At 62.0% G+C, this 16,193-nt stretch carries 15 protein-coding genes and 1 other RNA gene; 5 read left to right on the top strand and 11 right to left on the bottom strand.

Annotated features, from left to right (window positions below):
* Positions 1-10: 10 nt before the first annotated feature.
* From GA615_RS08880 to GA615_RS08860, 5 genes are all read right to left on the bottom strand, one after another.
* Entirely contained in the window at positions 11-2,959 is a 2,949-nt protein-coding gene (locus tag GA615_RS08880) for a right-handed parallel beta-helix repeat-containing protein (protein ID WP_152050939.1), read from the bottom strand.
* 901 nt (positions 2,960-3,860) lie between these two features.
* The gene (locus tag GA615_RS08875) at positions 3,861-4,859 is read right to left on the bottom strand and encodes a YihY/virulence factor BrkB family protein (protein ID WP_152051151.1); all 999 of its coding nucleotides are present in this window, start codon (positions 4,857-4,859) and stop codon (positions 3,861-3,863) included.
* 86 nt (positions 4,860-4,945) lie between these two features.
* Entirely contained in the window at positions 4,946-6,046 is a 1,101-nt protein-coding gene (ruvB, locus tag GA615_RS08870) for a Holliday junction branch migration DNA helicase RuvB (protein WP_152050938.1), read from the bottom strand.
* 45 nt (positions 6,047-6,091) lie between these two features.
* Positions 6,092-6,760 carry a Holliday junction branch migration protein RuvA gene (gene ruvA / locus GA615_RS08865; RefSeq protein WP_152050937.1) on the bottom strand — a complete coding sequence of 223 codons (669 nt, stop codon included), beginning with the start codon at positions 6,758-6,760 and terminating at the stop codon, positions 6,092-6,094.
* A 135-nt stretch (positions 6,761-6,895) separates the two neighbouring features.
* Positions 6,896-7,402, bottom strand: coding sequence for a dUTP diphosphatase (locus GA615_RS08860; RefSeq protein ID WP_161602242.1), 507 nt, complete (start codon positions 7,400-7,402; stop codon positions 6,896-6,898).
* A 125-nt stretch (positions 7,403-7,527) separates the two neighbouring features.
* On the opposite strand from GA615_RS08860, the gene GA615_RS08855 reads away from it, so the two are divergent.
* The 5 genes from GA615_RS08855 to ssrA all read left to right on the top strand — a co-directional run bounded on the left by GA615_RS08855 (position 7,528) and on the right by ssrA (position 12,038).
* The gene (locus GA615_RS08855; RefSeq protein WP_152050935.1) at positions 7,528-8,301 is read left to right on the top strand and encodes an SDR family NAD(P)-dependent oxidoreductase; all 774 of its coding nucleotides are present in this window, start codon (positions 7,528-7,530) and stop codon (positions 8,299-8,301) included.
* Positions 8,302-8,366: 65 nt separating this feature from the next.
* Complete coding sequence (locus GA615_RS08850; protein ID WP_161602241.1) at positions 8,367-8,978, top strand: DUF4149 domain-containing protein; 612 nt, start codon at positions 8,367-8,369, stop codon at positions 8,976-8,978.
* Positions 8,975-10,192, top strand: coding sequence for a DHH family phosphoesterase (locus tag GA615_RS08845; RefSeq protein WP_235905249.1), 1,218 nt, complete (start codon positions 8,975-8,977; stop codon positions 10,190-10,192). The genes GA615_RS08850 and GA615_RS08845 overlap by 4 nt, the downstream gene beginning before the upstream one ends.
* A gap of 296 nt (positions 10,193-10,488) precedes the next feature.
* Positions 10,489-11,511: a DUF1559 domain-containing protein gene (locus tag GA615_RS08840; protein WP_152050933.1), complete on the top strand. Its 1,023-nt coding sequence runs from the start codon at positions 10,489-10,491 to the stop codon at positions 11,509-11,511.
* 157 nt (positions 11,512-11,668) lie between these two features.
* Positions 11,669-12,038, top strand: a transfer-messenger RNA (tmRNA) gene (gene ssrA, locus GA615_RS08835).
* Positions 12,039-12,214: 176 nt separating this feature from the next.
* On the opposite strand, the gene GA615_RS08830 is transcribed toward ssrA, so the two are convergent.
* The 6 genes from GA615_RS08830 to GA615_RS08805 all read right to left on the bottom strand — a co-directional run bounded on the left by GA615_RS08830 (position 12,215) and on the right by GA615_RS08805 (position 16,062).
* Positions 12,215-13,459, bottom strand: coding sequence for a tyrosine-type recombinase/integrase (locus GA615_RS08830; protein ID WP_152050932.1), 1,245 nt, complete (start codon positions 13,457-13,459; stop codon positions 12,215-12,217).
* Between the two features lie 75 nt (positions 13,460-13,534).
* Positions 13,535-13,885: a DUF4313 domain-containing protein gene (locus GA615_RS08825; RefSeq protein WP_152050931.1), complete on the bottom strand. Its 351-nt coding sequence runs from the start codon at positions 13,883-13,885 to the stop codon at positions 13,535-13,537.
* Positions 13,882-14,604 carry a hypothetical protein gene (locus GA615_RS08820; protein WP_152050930.1) on the bottom strand — a complete coding sequence of 241 codons (723 nt, stop codon included), beginning with the start codon at positions 14,602-14,604 and terminating at the stop codon, positions 13,882-13,884. Before GA615_RS08820 ends, GA615_RS08825 begins: the two co-directional genes overlap by 4 nt.
* A gap of 23 nt (positions 14,605-14,627) precedes the next feature.
* Positions 14,628-14,930 (bottom strand): hypothetical protein, encoded by a 303-nt coding sequence (locus GA615_RS08815; RefSeq protein ID WP_152050929.1) that lies wholly within the window; start codon positions 14,928-14,930, stop codon positions 14,628-14,630.
* Positions 14,927-15,664 carry a hypothetical protein gene (locus GA615_RS08810; RefSeq protein ID WP_152050928.1) on the bottom strand — a complete coding sequence of 246 codons (738 nt, stop codon included), beginning with the start codon at positions 15,662-15,664 and terminating at the stop codon, positions 14,927-14,929. The genes GA615_RS08815 and GA615_RS08810 overlap by 4 nt, the downstream gene beginning before the upstream one ends.
* Positions 15,661-16,062: a hypothetical protein gene (locus tag GA615_RS08805; RefSeq protein WP_161602240.1), complete on the bottom strand. Its 402-nt coding sequence runs from the start codon at positions 16,060-16,062 to the stop codon at positions 15,661-15,663. Before GA615_RS08805 ends, GA615_RS08810 begins: the two co-directional genes overlap by 4 nt.
* Positions 16,063-16,193: the final 131 nt, after the last annotated feature.

Raw genomic sequence — 16,193 nt, 5'->3', positions numbered from 1 at the left:
CTCCCACGCCTCACGGCAAGATCACGATTCCCCTCGCGCTCGACACATCGACCTGACCGCTTCCGTTCCCCGCGATCGTGTTCCCTGCGACCACGGTTCCTCGCACGTCGCCGGCCGCGAACAGGCCAAACCAGGTGTTCTCCTCAATACCGTTGCCGACCACCCTGTTTCCCCTTGAGTCCAGAATGGTGAGCCCGTTCCCCACGTTCTGACGAATCACGGTCTGGAAACGCGCTGCCTCTCCCCCGATGATTGTTCCCGACGTTCCCGGCCCAAGCAAAACGCCTCCCAGGCCATTGCCGATCGGGGCGTTCCCCATCACATCCGTGCCGATCGCCGCATTGAAAATCCGGTTCCCCCTCGCCTTCCCGACAACTTCCACCCCGTAGCCGAGGTTCCCCGAAATTGTCATCCTCGGCTCGATCGACGGTTGAAACCCGCCAATTGCGTTCGAGTGAGCATGTCCGGAGATCCGGATACCACTTCCTCCGTTTGGAATCGCCGCATCGAGCCTCGTATTGGTCCCGACGCCGGTCTCAGTCACCTGAACGCCGGTCGCCCACCCGCCGATCTCGATCCCGTTACCGAGGTTTCCCCCGACGATCGACGTGCGAATCAGGTTGTCTCCGCCGACGGAAGTCACCAGGATCCCATTCCGGCCGTTCGGCACCGCGTCACCAAACGCGGCAATCCCGGCAAAGGTGTTGAACGAGACGAACCCGCTCGCCCGATCGCGTACCTCGATCCCGTTCCAGGCATTGCCCGAGGTCACATTGCCGAGCGGAATCACCCCGCCGACCTGCGTGTTCCGCGATCGTCCCGAAACGAGAATCCCATTGCGGCCATTGCCGACGCTCGTTGCATTGTCCGCGCCGATTCCCATGAAGTTCGCATGCACCGTCGTGTCATTGGCGTCAGTAATCCGCAGGCCATTCCCGCCGTTCCCACTCAGCACGTTGTAATAGACAAACGGGCTGTTCTGGAATTCGCAACCGATCAAGGCATTCCCATGCGCCCCGACGATCGCCACCCCGTCGAGTCGGTTCCCGAGCGCCGACGACCCGCCGGCATCGGTCCCCACGAAGTTCCCGCTCAGTGTGTTGCGCGTGGCTCGACCATTGATCAGCACCCCATTGCCTCGGTTCCCCGAAATCAGGTTTCCTTGCGGAGGTCTGACGAACACGCCGGCCGTCGGGTCGTTCCCTCCCGTCGCCTCTCCGCCAATCATGTTCCCCGATGCCCCGTGGGTCACCAGGATTCCGTTCCTCCCGTTGCCGAACGCGACCGTTCCCGACACGTCGGTCCCGATCTGGTTCATCGCAATCACGTTTTCATGCGATCCAATAATCGAAATACCGTTCCCCCCGTTGCCGCTGATCACGTTCGATCGGTGAAACCCGACGTTGACCGTCGATTGATAGGAGAAGGTGCCCGATTCAGCGATCACAATGCCAATCACCTGATTCCCGGCCACCGAGTTCGCGCTGGTGATACCACTCGAACCGGGATAGGTCAGTGGGATCCAATCTCCCTGGCTGAACGAGCCGTCCGCGTTCCGCCGAATCGTGAGCCAGTATCCCTGTCCGTCATCTCCCGATCCCAACGTCACCGCGTCGGCGCTGATCGTATAAACGCCCGATTCCTCGCCGCTGATCCCCTCAAAGTGGGTCACGAGATCCACGCCGATGAGGCCGCTCGGCGGTTCGAACGAGGTCCAGTTCGTCAGTTCCCCCGTCACCGCGTTGAAGTCGACCAGATAGCCCTGCGCAATCGATCCCTCCGATCCGGGGCCGAGGGCCGTGTATCCTCCAGCAATGGTGTAACTCGCCTCGCCGTTGTGCCAGATGCCGTACGCCGTGGTCGAGGTCGAACCCGGATAAACGAGATCCGGTAAGAACATCTCCTGTTCCAGATCGTACAGGAAGGCGTGCCCCGTCCCGATCGGCAAGTTCCCCTCCGGCCCATCCGCATTGCCGACGGCAAAACGCTCCATCGTGCTGTGAACATAATTAAACTGTGCGCCGGGATAGGCGATGGTCCGGTAGTTCCCGGCGTTCCCCAGGTCGTTGAGCGCCCCCTGGTAGACGAACCCGAGCACCTGATCGTCTCCGGTCCGATAGCTCCCGACCAGCCGAATGTCGCCGGATTCGAGCAGATCCGGCCCGTAGACACTCGTCGTGGCCGCCCCCGGCATGTTCACCGCATAGCTCGTGCCCCCAGTCCCCGAGATCGGCCCGATGTACAGCAAACCATTCGTACTCGATGTCCCGGTGATCATGAACTCGCCGGGAGCACTCCAGGCGCGGATTCCCTGCCATCCTGATACCGGCTGCATCCCCACGCCCGACGCATCAAAGAAATCAATTCCCGTCACCGGATCGACGTTCCCGATCAGATTCCCGCGCGAACTCGGGAGGATTCGGATTCCGTCGCCGCTGTTGCCCCGTCCGCTTCTCCCGTCGGCGTCGAGGCCAATGAAGTTGCCGGCCACCGTCACGCGCGACGCTTGCAGCGTCACCCCTGCCCCCTCCGCGCCAATCATCGCCAGCGAGGTCAGTTGCGATCCCTCGGCCCCCCGGCCGAAGACCAGCCCCCGCTGATGGGCGAAGTTCACCGTCACCCTCGGTGTGCCGTCGAATCCAGGAGCCGACGTTCCGTCAATCGCCACGGGATCGGTGACCACCGGCAGCGCGACCCGCCCCGTCCGAATCGTTCCGCTGACCTCAAACGAGATCGCGTCCATCCCCTCGTTCTGGTTCGCCAGCTGAATGGCCCGACGGAGCGACCCCTCGCCAAATGCATCAAGATTCGTAACCGCAAACGTTGCCAGAAGCTGCCTGGGTTCCAGCAGCTCGACGGAGCGGATGCTCGATCGTCGATCCTTCCGCCGGTTCGAGTGCGTCCCAAACCGTAAGGTCACGGATGCGAGCCAGCTCTTGCGATCACGCTGATACGTCATGCGGTTGAGTCCTGTGGTGATTTGATCACTGGCGGATCGGTTTGCTTCGCGAGTCCGACCCTCGGACCCCGCCCCAGGCTTCGGTCGCGTTCGGGTTTGGGCATCCGTTTCGCGGAATCACAGAGTCCCCCAGTCCCCGGATCAACGACCTGATCGCCTACCAAGGGGGGAACCCGGGAGCCATGCCATCGCCCCCAATCATCCCCGAGCACCTTCTCCCAACCTTCCAGCGTCAGAGGACTCTAGAACACAGACCTCGAACTGGCTCAAAAAGACGATCTTCCACCGACCATCCCGCTCCCTGGTCCGATTCTGCTCCGACTCCCTTCGACTCGATCTTCCGGTTTCCAACCCATCTTTTTGTGACTGCCCGACCGTGATTTCTCGATACTTTCAAGCGTGGGCAGTCGTTCAAGACCAGTCCCCGCTTCTTCGACCGCGATCCTCTGTTGGTCTTCGATCGCTCAAACGCTTCACCCTTTCTTTGACAATTCGAACGCAACCAGGACGATCCCACCATCAATCCGACGACCACACTCCTGCGTGCGAATCACCGCAATCGACCTCGCTCCCCCGCGCGAAACGAAGCCATCCTGCACCGCGCGAAACGAAGCCATTCCGCCTGAAGCCGTTTGACGGAACGAACCCAAGCTCAGCGACGGAAGTCTTTTCCAGAAAAGGATTTTTTCGATCTGGCCCCATCGTGACTTCGCGCACCGAGCCGCGCACCCGAGGCGCACCGAGCCGCGCACCCTGCCACTCGGAAGGCACCGAAGTCCTCCGCTCTTTGCAGGCTGACCCGTTCGAGCGGGCAACGGAAACCTGACGGATCAGGATTGGGGCAGAGTGCTCAAGGAGCCGTGATCCATGGAACGACTCCCCTCGAATTCCCCGGAACAGATCACCGGCGAGCCTGCTGACGCTCGGCCGACTCAGGGGCAGGTTCCGGGTCGATCTGTTCGAAATCGGGCGGTGTGGTTGGATCGACTCGCTGGCCGGTTTTCTTGCCCACGGGAGAGGCATCCTCGATCACCCGGTTCACCTGAGCAGAAACGAGCAAGACGAGCGCCGAGATCCAGAACCAGAACATCAGGACCATGACACCGCCCAGGGTTCCATACGTCTCATTATAATTGGCGAAATTCTGCACATAGACCCGAAACCCGATCGTAGCGATCACGAAGACGACCGTCCCAAAGAGACTGCCCGGAGTGATCCATTCCCATCGAGTATCGGCGTCGGGTCCGAAATAGAAGGCCATGGCGAAGCTGCACAAAAGCATGAGGACAATCAAAAGCCACCGAACGGCAGAAACGAGGAAGGCCGGGCCGCTGCCCAGTCCAATGGCCTGGATGATCTGCGGCCAGGCAACGATCGACACCAACGCCGCGATCAGAATCGTCGCCTGCACGAGTGTCAAGGCGATCGCCTGAAGCCGAAGCTTCCAGATCGGCCGCGATTCGGAAACCCCATGCACCGCGTTCAGCGCCGCCATGATTTCAAGAAACAGGGCAGACGCCAGCCAGATTGTGACCAGCAGACCAAAAGAGAGCAAATCGACCCGCCCTTGCTCCTGAATCTGCTGAATCTGTCCCTCGATCAAACCCACGGCTTCGGCAGGGAACGACTGCTCCAGCGTTCGTTCGAATTCCGACACCGCCTGAGTTCCCAGGTCTTGTCCCTGAGCAAAGCGTGATTCCGAGAGGTTCGGCAAGGCCTTGACGGTCAAGGTCAGGATCAGTGCCAGAAAGGGAACCAGCGCCAGCATCGCATAGAAGGCAATGGCGGCGGCCCGACTCATCAGGGAATTCTTGGAGATCTGGCACCAGGTCCGCGAAGCCAGTTGTCTCGGCGTTAGACCTCCCAGATTGAACGCTGATCGTAATCGAACGGGCGTCACCTGCACCGCAACCCCTCCTCATCTTCTTGGAACTCGTCTGAGAAGAGGTGTAGAGCAACTTCGGGACCAAAACCGTGACCACGCCGTCATTCAAACAAACGAGGCTGATCGATCAGGTCGAAGGGGGGGTCAGGTTCCGGAGCCTCAAGCCCGAGGTGCTCGTACGCGACCTCGGTGGCCCGTCGGCCCCGGGGGGTGCGGACGATAAACTCGCGCCGCAGCAGGAACGGCTCGACCTCGTCGGTCAGGGTGTCGATGGCGATGTTCATGGTCGCGGCGAGGGCCTCAACGCCGGTTGGCCCGCCTCGGAAGACCCGGATGAGGGTCTCGATATAGCGGCGGTCTTGCCGATCGAGTCCCTCCACGTCCACCTCCTGCATGTCGAGCGCATCGACGGCGATCGGCCGGGTGATGTGACCGTCGGCTCGGGCCACGGCGTAGTCTCGGACCCATCGGAGCCGGGCATTGGCCAGGCGGGGGGTTCCTCGGCTGCGCCGGGCGAGTTCCTCGGCGGCGTCGGTGGTAATCGTCGTGCGGAGCTTTCCGGCGTTGATGGCGACGATCCTCGCCAGGTCGTCCACGTCGTAGAACTCCAGATGCTCATGCAGGTGGAAGCGGTCGCGCAAGGGGCCGGAGAGCATCCCGCTTCGGGTTGTGGCCCCGATGATCGTGAACTTCTTCAAGGGCAGGTTGACCGTCCTTGCGTTCATCCCCTCCCCCAGCACGATATCGACCCGGAAGTCCTCCATCACCGGGTAGATGAACTCCTCGACCACCCGGGGGAGCCGGTGAATCTCGTCGATGAACAGGATCGATCCGGCCGAGGCATTGGTCAGGTACGGCAGGATATCCGCGTTCTTGGCCAGGGCCGGGCCGCTGGTCATGGCCAGCTCGACACCCAGCTCGTTGTGCAAAACGGTGGCGAAGGTCGTCTTGCCCAGACCGGGAGGTCCATCAAACAGGATATGCGGCAAGGGCTCGCCGCGCTTCCGCGAGGCTTCCAGAGCAATCGAGAGCCGCTCGGCCACCGATCGCTGACCGATGACTTCTCGAAGGGATTGCGGGCGGAGCTTCTCGTCCATCCCTTCGGCCGGAGCGGGGACGCGGTCGTCTCGGACCTCACGATGGCGGGGGGCGTCGTCCTCGGGAGGCCCTCCGCCGGTGATGATCGGCTCCCTCGCACTCATCGGTTCGCTCCTTCCATCTTCAGTCCTGGCGCTTGCGAGCCTGGGTCAGGTTCCGGGGGTCTCGTTCTGGTAGATGGCCATGAGCATGGCATCGACCGTCTTGTACTTCTTCTTGCCGGAAAGGACCTGGTCGATCAGGTGACGGGCCTGGGCCTCGGAGTGACCGACGGAGAGCAAGGCGTGGTAGGTGTCTCGGATCACGTCGGGCTCCGCGTTCGAGACCTCGCCGTTGGATTCCTGGGGGCCGATGGCCGAGGGGTCATCGGCCGAGGGGCCGACCATCAGGGCGAACTTGCTCACCTTGCGACGGAGCTTGGCAACGATCCGCTCAGCCGTCGCCTCACCAATTCCGGGAAAGGTTGCCAGGGTGCGGACATCCTGATCCTGAATCATCCTCGCCAGTTCCCGAACCGGCCGAACCATCGCCCGCAGGGCCTTTCGCACCCCGACCCCATCGACCGAGCAGAAGACGTCGAAGAACTCTCGATCAACGGGAGACAGGAAGCCGATGAGCCTCGGCCGCATCCGGCCCGACATCTGGTTCCCCTCGATGTCGAAGACCGTATGCAGGACCACTGGCTCCTCCAGCTTCGCCTGCAACTGGCGCCGGGCATACTCGGGGATCAGCACTTCGAGGTCCAGGCAGGGCTCAACGACGAGGATGCAGGATTCCTCGGCAACCGACCGCAATCTGCCCCGGATCTGCGTAATCATCGCGATTCGCCCACCCTGTTCGGTCGAGGGTCCCGACCCACCAATCGTACAATTTGTACACCATCATGCCCGATCCCGAGCCTCAGGACAAGAGTTTCCTGCTCGGTTTCCGCCGACCGGCTTCTGGCCGCCGGATCATTTCGGGAGATCGCTCGATCCGAATCCCCGGTCGCCCCGATCGGTGGCGTCGAGTTCGGCAACCTCGATCGGATCGGCAAGGTGAACCGATTGCAGGAGCAACTGGGCAATCGCTTTGCCGTAGGGGATGCGAATTGTCGCGGCTTCAAGCGCCCGATTGACGGCCGGGACGTTTCCCTGAGCCAGAGCCTCGAAAACGGGACCGTGGTTGAGGTTGGTAACGACGATCAGCAGTTCCCCCGTGTAGGGTTCGTCGATCACGCCTCCCATCGTTTTCAGGCCCGAGGCGGCTCGGCCGCTCTTGTCCCAGACGAGGGAGACGAGGGCCTCGGGGCCTCCAGGGATCGACTCGGGCTGAATGGCAATGCCGGTCGGCACCTTGAGCACCTGGCCGGGGCGAACGATCACGTCGTCGATCGCATACACGTCGAGCCCGGCATCTCGGGAATTGTGCCGCGAGGGCAGAATGGCGCGGTCGATCAGACGACGAACCCGGAGTTGCACAGGAAAACCTCCGCTTTGAGCATCAAGACCAGTCGGGTTGACCCGCCAGAGGCTTGGTCTACAACACCGTCTCATTCATCGACACGACGGAAGACCGACATGCAACTTCCCAGGAGACGCGCATCATGGCCGAATCGCAAACCGTGCTGATTACAGGAGGTTCCGGCGGCATCGGCTCGGCGCTGGCCCGGAAACTCGTTGATCGCGGGGACCGGGTCGTCCTGTTTGCCCGCAATGAGGATCGCCTTCATCGGGTTGTCGACGAACTGGGAGGCGAAACCGTGGCCCTCGCGGTCGCGGGAGACTCCGGGAACGCCGAGGACCTGGAACGCGCCGTTGCCACCGCGGTCGATCGGTTCGGACGACTTGATGGCCTGGCGCATTGCATCGGATCGGTCGTGATCAAGCCGCTTCACCTGTTGCGACTGGACGAATTCGACCAGGCAATTCACATCAATCTGCGAACCGCGTTCCTCGCCGTGAAGGCGGCCCTGAAGCCCATGCGGACCCAGAATTCCGGGTCGATCGTTCTATTCAGCACGGTGGCGGTCAGGCAAGGCATCAATAACCACGAAGGAATCGCCGCGGCCAAGGCGGGAATCGAAGGGCTGGTCCGAGCGGGGGCGATCTCGTACGCGAGGTCGAACATCCGATTCAACGCCGTGGCTCCGGGATTGACCGAGACGGCATTGACCGCTGCGTTGCTCCAGAATGAAGCCTCCCGAAAATTCAGCGCCGCGATGCACCCGCTGGGCCGAGTCGGTCAGCCCGAGGAACCCGCGGCGGTGGCCGCCTTCCTGCTCGGGCCGGAGGCCGGCTGGATTACCGGGCAGAACTGGGGCGTGGATGGTGGACTCGGCGCGGGGACACCTCCCCCTCGGGCCAGCAGCGGGGGATAATGAGTCGGTCAGCGGTCCAACCCTTGGTGATCTTCCTCGTTCCTGATCTTGAAGAGTCGGCAGTCGTGATCGATTCCAGAACGCTCCTTATGATCTTCGACGCCTTCTTCTTGCTGAGCATGACCGCCTGGCTCGGGGCGATCCTGTTCTTCTCGTTCGGGATCGCGCCGATCATCTTCAAGGCCCTCGACGCCGCTCAGGCCGCTCGATTTGTCCGGGCGATCTTTCCCCGATACTACTCCTGGGGAGCCACGAGCGCGACCATCGCCCTGGCCTCGCTGACCAGCGGTGTCCTGGTCCGGCCCGAATATCGGGGGCTCTGGGCCCTGGTGCAGATGGTGCTGATGCTCTCGGGAATCTTGATCAACCTTTACTGTGGCAATAGTTTAACCCCCCAGATCAACGCGGCCCGAGATGCGGGCCCCGAGCGTGCCGACCGCTTCGATCAACTCCACCGCCGAAGCGTTCGCCTCAACGGCCTGATGCTGGTGTTTGGTGTGGTGTTGATCGTTGCTCATGCGTTCCGGCCGGCCCCCCAGGGTCCAGGGGTGTCCGAACCCACCCCGGCCGAACGGGCTCGGCGAAGCGTCGAACGCTGGCAAGAGCGTTTGGAGGACCAGGGGCCAGAACAGGGTCCTCCGAACTCCCCTCCCGACAACCCCAGGGACGGACGATGAGTCAGCGAACTGATTCCGATCGGCGAGTGCTGGAATTCACGGGGCCTGTCACCGTAGACTCGACAAAGAGTGTCACCACCAAGGCCGACCGCCGAGATCCGTCTCGAACCGGCCCCCGTCGTCCCGGGGATGTTCCCGCGATGAAGGCCGAACCGTCCACCCGCCCCAGTGTTGCCCGACGCAGCCGGTCCAATCGCCTGCTCGAGGCGCTTGAACCCTACCCGCGCATCGTGCTCGTCTCTCACGTGAACCCCGACCCCGACGCCCTGGCGTCGATGCTCGGTCTGCGAGCCCTTCTCGAACACCGTCGGCCTGAGGCGGAAGTGACCCTCACGCTCGACGGCATGCTCGCCAGGGCGGAAAACCGGGCGATGGTCGAATACCTTGAGATTCCTCTTGTGCCCGTGGACGATGCCCCGACGGGACCGGGGGTGGCCGTGGTGATGGTCGATACCCAGCCGCACACCGGACGCCGCGCGAGCGAGTCGATTACCCCCGTCGCCGTGCTGGATCATCATGAAACCGGGGGCGACCTCGACGGCGTCGCCTTCCGAGATATTCGTCCCGAGATGGGGGCGACCTCAACGATGGTGACCAGCTACCTCCTCGAACAAGAGGTGCCCCTGACCGAGCGACTGGCCACCGCCTTGTTCTATGGCATCGAGTCGGAGAGCATCGGTTATCCCCGAGAAGCTGGTCCCACCGACGACGGGGCTCTGGTCTGGCTCTTTCCCCGAGCCGACAAGGACCTGATGGCCCGCATCCGGAACCCCAGACTGCCCGAGAGTTACTTTGCCACGGCCCAGCATGCCCTGGCGAACGCGTTTTTGTATGACGATCTTTTGTTCTGCTGGTGCGGTGAGGTTCCTCAACCCGACATCATCGCCGAACTTGCCGATTTCTTCATCCGATTCGACCGGGCCCACTGGGTGGTCGCGATCGGCCAGTTTCGTGATCAGCTCCGACTCTCGGCCCGCACCGACACGCTGAACGCTCATAGCGGAGAGATGCTTCGAGCGGTCGTCAATGGTCTGGGCACCGCCGGTGGACACGACAAACGAGCCGGCGGCGCCATTCCCCTGAGCGACCGAAGTCCCGCCGCCATCAACGCCCTGCTCCGAGAGCTTCGCATGCGATTGCTCGATCAGCTTCATCTGACGGATGCCTCAAGCCGCCGATTGCTCCAAACCTGTCCGATGATCCAGATCCCTTAACCGAGCCACGTCGGAACTCCTGCCAGCGTTCCCAATCGAGAGCAGGAAGGTCACGCTCGCTTCTTCCTTCTGGCGAATTCCGCCCCCGAGCCCCCCGCTCCTTCGACACGAGGCGCCTGTCTCGAACCCCTTGGCCCATCGTGACTTCGGAACCGATTGGGCACTCGCACGCACCGCATTCAACCGATTCGGAATCTCAACCCCGTTGACAGGAGATGGGCCGTCCTGTCAGATGTTGAAGACCTTTAATGAGACAGAGTCTCAATATCCCCCCCTCCTTCGTGAAGAGGCCTCAGATGTTCGTCCGACGGAGCCGAGCAGGTTTTACCCTGATTGAATTATTGGTAGTGATTGCGATCATCGGGGTTTTAATTGCCCTGCTTCTCCCTGCCGTGCAGAGTGCCCGAGAGGCGGCGCGACGGATGAAATGCTCGAACAACCTGAAGCAACTGGGACTCGGTCTCCACAACTACGAGGGGGCCAACGGGGTGTTTCCCCCTGCCTTGATCCTCGCGGGTTCCGGGAACTCGGTGTCCTGGTTTGGCGGTTGGAGCGTTCACGGTCGCATCCTGCCCTACATGGAGCAGGGACCGATGTTCGACGCGATCAACTTCAGCACGTCCTATTCCCACCCGCAAAACCTGACCGTCACGGCGCAGATGCTTGAGGTCTTCCTTTGCCCAAGCGAGGTGAACTCCGAGGTCTCCTCCCACAGTTTCGGCCCGGCTGGCACGACGAACTACGGGTTTGCAATGGGAGACTGGTATGTTTGGGGAGGGTTCAACGCCCCTGAGAATCGATCCGCGTTCATGGTGAATCGCAGTCGGCCGATCTCCGCATTCCGAGACGGACTCACCCAGACGATCCTGGCCTCGGAGGTCAAAACCTACCAGCGCTACTATCGGGATTGTGGCGGTCTGGCCAGCGTCACTGATCCGAACGGCACCTACCTGCCCAATGCCGATCCCCTGACCCTGGTTCCCGAGTACAGCGGGTCTTGTGGAAGCCTCCACTCCAGCGGGCATACCGAGTGGGTCGATGGTCATGTTCATCAATCCGGCTTCACCACCGCCTGGACACCGAATCGAGAGGTGATGAGCAGCGATGGTCAACATGACCTCGACATCAACGGCCAACGCGAAGGACAGGGCGGGCCGACCTTCGCTGCCGTCACCAGTCGCTCCTGGCACCCAGGTGGGGTGAATGTCCTGCTCGGTGATGGCTCCGTCCGATTCATCAAAGAAACCGTTGACGGACTCGTCTGGCGAGGACTCGGCACCATTCGCGGCGGTGAGGTGCTCAGCTCCGACAACTATTGAGTATTGAGACACGGACCCGGTCGCGATCCGTAGGTCCCGAGGATCTCCTTGTTGCCTGATGAAAACTGCACCACGGCACCTTGACCTCTCTTCGAGGTGCCCGGATAATAAGGGTGTCGAAACAGTCTGATTCAGTTTCGGCACTCTTTCTCAAGACGGGGGCGATCTAGGTTCGACCGGATTGCTGAGGTGTCTGGCTGCATGCCGAGGTTGGTCGGCTGGCCTCGTAAAAAGCCGATCAAAACATTAGCTGCCAACAACAACGTTGGTTCCTACAGCCTCGCCGCCTGACCGCGGTAAGCTGCGTTGCGTCATGACTTCGTCCACGGGTCATGGCCGACGTCGACACAGTGGGCTCGCCTGATTCAACCGCCCGTTGCGAATCAGGTTAAACTCATGATGGGCTAAGCCGAACGAGACCCTGTCGTTTGGGGCTCCAAGGCCGACAATTCAAGAAACGACTACGCATGTAGACGCCTTCACTGACGGATCTCGGGACGCGGGTGCAATTCCCGCCGCCTCCACTACTTACGGCGACTGACAGCTCCTGACTGCAGACGCCACAACACGACGTAAAGCCTCGCTCCGGCGGGGCTTTGCTCGTTTCTGGACCTAGCGTCCAGAATGGGCGGCCTGACACCCGCTGAAAGCTCCCGACGCTGAACGCCGCCCGAAACGCAACCAATACGCAACCAATCGGCGGTCAGGAATCCGTCGATGGCGGGGTGGCCAGGGCGAGGATCTGCCGCCTCGTTTCTGGGGAAAGCCCCGGCCAGGCGGTGACCAGTGCCTGTAGATCGCCGTCATGCTCCAACGCCTCGACCGCCGCCGGGGCCAGCGGGAACGGCAGGGCCGCCAAGGCCTCGGCCCGCTCCTCCATGCCAATATGGGTGTACTTGGCGGTCTGGCGAATGTCGGCATGGCGGGCAAGCTCCTTCGCCTCCATGATTGAGGCCCCCGACCGGACCAGTCCGGTGATGTGGGTGTGCCTGCCCGCCGCGTGGAAGTCGGCCAGCCCCTCGTGGGTTTCGTAGGGGATGCCCGCCCTTTCCAGGTCCTTCTGGACCATGGTGTACGTCTTCCGCCGGGCGAGCTTCGGGAAGAGCGGCTCCTCCGGAGCCAGGCCGGCCACCCACCCCCGGGCCAGCGAGACCAGTTCCGGGTGCATCGGCAGCACGTCCCTGCGACGGTGCTTGGAGCAGGCGGCCTCGACAGTCAGGGTCGGCTGGGCGTCGTCCAGCTTGAAGGAGTTGGGGGTCAGGCTCGCCAGCTCCGACCGGCGAAGCCCGGTCAGGTAGCTGATCAGGTAGATCCTCGCCCGCATCTCGCCGTCGTAGCCCTGCACCTCGACGCCAGAGTTCCGGGCGGCCTCGACGAGCCGGGCGAACTCCTCCGGCTTCAGCGCCCGCCGCTTGTGCCGGACGTCCGTCTCGGCGTTCAGTCGCTCCATTCCGATTAGAGGGTTGCCGGGCAGCCGCTTCGTCGTGGCCAGCCACTTACCGAAGGCGTCGGCCGCCTGAAGGTAGTGGTTGTAGGTCCGGGCCCCGATGTCCTCCTCCTCGCGGAACTCGTTGAGCCACTCGACCACCTTCTCGCCGTCCATGTCGGCCAGGGTGCGGAAGCCGCAGCCCTCGACCACCCGCCGGACGCGGGTCATGGTCAGCCGCCGGTGTTTGGCGGTGTTGTTGGCGAGGGAGCGGTCGAAGGCCTGGAGATGCTCCTCGATCGGGCTCTGCTTGATGGCGAGCAGCCGCTCCTGGGCGGGGTCGATCATCCCCCGCTTGCGGAGGAGCACCTCGTTCTCGAGCTTGGCCGCCAGCTGCTCGGTGAGCGCCTTGTCAGTGAACCCCTTGGCGAACTGCCGCTTGCCGTCGTGATCCGTGTACTGGATGACGTATGGCTTGTTCTTCTTCCCCTTGTCGCGGCCGCGTTTGAAGATGGTTGCCAAGGTTGGGCCTCCTTGGTGGATGGGATGGGAATCCGACCTGATTTTACGTTCAGCAGGTGGAGCGCGCCAGATGGGTTAGCGGCTGCGCCCATTGCCCTTCGACTCGGATACCCGCTCCGCGTGGCTCACCTCCCGGAACGGCGGCTGGAGTTCGCAGATCGGCACCTCGACGTAGCCCGACCGGACGGTCTCGCCGGTGGGCTTTACCACGCCGGCGGCGACCAGAGCGTCGAGCATCCCCTCGTTCTCCGACCAGTCCTTGATGGCAACCTGATTCCTGCCCAGCGCAACGTCCGGGAGATTCACCGTAGCTTGGGCGATCGGTGAGCCGTCCTCGGCGTCGATCAGCTGCAGGGCCGGGCGGCCATTGTCGTATTGATGCTTGCGGACGATGCAGTTCCAGTTGCGAAAGCGGATGCGGGTCATGTGACCCTCACCTCAGCGGCTGCGCTGCCGTCACAAGAGGAGTGCCAGATCCTGCCGCCTGACCAGTCGCCGATTGCGCTAACGCCTTTCGGGAAACCACGCTTCCCGCATTTACAGCAACGATCCCAGTGCCGGCGGCGAAGCTGCTGCCAGGGGTGGACCTGGATGCGCCAGTGGTGGATGTGAAAGCGGGGGTGCTGCCACCACTTCTGCTCCGCCCTGAGGATCCATCCGTAGATAACGCTCGCCAGCTGGCTGATCCGTTGATCGCGTCGATCGAAGCCATATTTCCCGGTGATGGTGGGGTGAAGTGAATCTACCGGGTTCTCGGCGAAGAAGAGGATGTCGAAGAGATGCCGCTGCATGAACGCAGCGGTTTTTGAACGGTCGTGTGAGAAATGCTCCCACGCGGCTCGCCAGAACAGATTAAGGACTACGGCCGAAACCGAGAACTTCGGAGAGCCGTCCGGATGGAACCAGCCTCCGTACTTCGCGTCCCACTCCTGATCGAAGCTAGACCGTATCCGCTGCAAGGTCTCGGAGTCGCCATGCCTCGAACGCTTGAACCAACCACAGCTATCATCCGTGCCGTCCCGCTCCGGGTCCTTATGCCAGATCGTGATGAATGAGCTGCGGTAGCCCTTCGGCCATAACTTACTGGGAGGCTCGCTCCTCCACGGGTAGCGTATTTCAAAGGCAACGGTCATCGGGTCGTGCATAGTCCCTCGCTAAGTTTGGTTAGTCAGTCGTAAAGCCCACCTACGACGTTGGCGGCCAAGTCTCCGTAGCCAGCTCGCATCAAGTCGTCGTGCAGGGTCATCTTCGGGCAGCCGCTCGGATTCAGCGACTTGAAGTCGTCATACCAGTAGGCCTTCGCCCTCTTGATGAGTTCGTCTCGAGCAGCGGTCTGAGGCTTTGTCAGGAGGTGCTCCACAAGAAGCGTGGAAGTTCCATCGGGAGGAAGCGCGCAGAAGTACCGCTCGCGTTCCTCTTCGGACATCGCCAACAGCCGGGCAAGTTCTTGGTCAGCCCGCTCATTGGTCATGCGGCCCTCCGCTTGAGTAGTTCGTCTACGTTGACCTGATGCACGCGGAACTCCAGCACCCAGACCCAGGGGTTGGCGTCCGATGAGCCGGAGCCATTGATGGAATCCCATAAGCTCTCGTAGCTGTTCGTGGGTTCTATGTAATACCCTGTGCCGGCCTCTCTGTGCTCATAGTCCAGCCAGCCGCACCGCTCCCCCGCTCCCGTCAGAACAGGCTCAATGCCCTCGGCAATAGCGTCCTCGCGGCTGATGTCCTGCAACCGCTCGACGCGCACGCCGGTCAGTTCCAGTGTCAAGCGGCTGGCCCAGCGGGGCATGTGGATGGAGGGGTGAAACCCATGGTATGGCTCACCGCTTTCGACATCGCCAATCCATTGCGAGTAATGGTACTTCTTTATGTGCGGATGGTCGTAATCAAGCGAGCCGTCTTCGCAGAGATAATCCGCGATGTCCATAAAATCCAGCGTCACGCCGTCTGCCTTGTATAGGATCGCAGGGCATCCGTGGTCGTTGACGTCAGCGAAAGTCTCCCGCACCCAGAGCAGGTCGCCGGGCTGGCCGTAGGGGCATATCCGCTTCCATCCATCTGCATTGCGGTGCGCTTCCAAGTACGCGGGGTTGTAGGGGCCTTTGAACTCCGTGGAACCTTTCAAAATTCGCCGCGTCTGCGTCTTCCTGCCGTCGAGCAGGGCGCGCACCATCGGAGCGCTGAACAGGATGGGGCGGGCCTTCATATGGCCTCTACTTCGTCGAAGTAGAACAGTGAGCGGCGATTCGTGGGCGATTCGGCCTTCTCGTCGTCGTCCATTTTGACCGCGTAGGTCATGGCGCGGTGTTCATAGATGCGGTCTATGATGCCGGTGCCGTGCCTGGTTTTAACCGCGGTTCCGACCGGGAACGGCGGCTGCACGCCATGCTCTTGCTGGAATCGGGTCAGAAATTGCTCGTGCGCCTTGTCGAGGCGATACGAGTGGCCTTCGAGCACCTCGGCTATACGCATGTCGCAATCCCAATAGGCGCGCTCCAAATCCTTTGCCATTTGGTAACCGTCGCCGTAACGGCAATGGGCAGCCACATCCTTGGCGATGTCGTCGATGTCGCCCTCTACCCCGGCTTCTTCGATTAATGCCATTGCGGTTTGCCTTGCGGCGATTAACCGTGTTTCTTCGGAAGGGTGCTTTGGTATCTGGATCATCTCACCTCACTACCAGCCCTCTCGGCGTAGCGGACGCAAAGGTTTTGCCGACGCTCGGCGTCCGCTAC

Origin of the sequence: Tautonia marina (genome assembly GCF_009177065.1) — a bacterium.
GTDB lineage: Bacteria > Planctomycetota > Planctomycetia > Isosphaerales > Isosphaeraceae > Tautonia > Tautonia marina.
The sequence above is the reverse complement of the archived record's forward strand: the minus strand, read 5'-3'. Positions and strand labels throughout refer to the sequence as shown.

Excerpts from the sequence above, each read along its gene's own strand:
- GA615_RS08880 (WP_152050939.1), bottom strand. The coding sequence starts at position 2,959 with ATGACGTATCAGCGTGATCGCAAGAGCTGGCTCGCATCCGTGACCTTA.
- ruvB (WP_152050938.1), bottom strand. The coding sequence starts at position 6,046 with ATGAGTGCGAGGGAGCCGATCATCACCGGCGGAGGGCCTCCCGAGGAC.
- ruvA (WP_152050937.1), bottom strand. The coding sequence starts at position 6,760 with ATGATTACGCAGATCCGGGGCAGATTGCGGTCGGTTGCCGAGGAATCC.
- GA615_RS08855 (WP_152050935.1), top strand. The coding sequence starts at position 7,528 with ATGGCCGAATCGCAAACCGTGCTGATTACAGGAGGTTCCGGCGGCATC.
- GA615_RS08845 (WP_235905249.1), top strand. The coding sequence starts at position 8,975 with ATGAGTCAGCGAACTGATTCCGATCGGCGAGTGCTGGAATTCACGGGG.
- GA615_RS08840 (WP_152050933.1), top strand. The coding sequence starts at position 10,489 with ATGTTCGTCCGACGGAGCCGAGCAGGTTTTACCCTGATTGAATTATTG.
- GA615_RS08825 (WP_152050931.1), bottom strand. The coding sequence starts at position 13,885 with ATGACCCGCATCCGCTTTCGCAACTGGAACTGCATCGTCCGCAAGCAT.
- GA615_RS08820 (WP_152050930.1), bottom strand. The coding sequence starts at position 14,604 with ATGCACGACCCGATGACCGTTGCCTTTGAAATACGCTACCCGTGGAGG.
- GA615_RS08815 (WP_152050929.1), bottom strand. The coding sequence starts at position 14,930 with ATGACCAATGAGCGGGCTGACCAAGAACTTGCCCGGCTGTTGGCGATG.
- GA615_RS08810 (WP_152050928.1), bottom strand. The coding sequence starts at position 15,664 with ATGAAGGCCCGCCCCATCCTGTTCAGCGCTCCGATGGTGCGCGCCCTG.
- GA615_RS08805 (WP_161602240.1), bottom strand. The coding sequence starts at position 16,062 with ATGGCATTAATCGAAGAAGCCGGGGTAGAGGGCGACATCGACGACATC.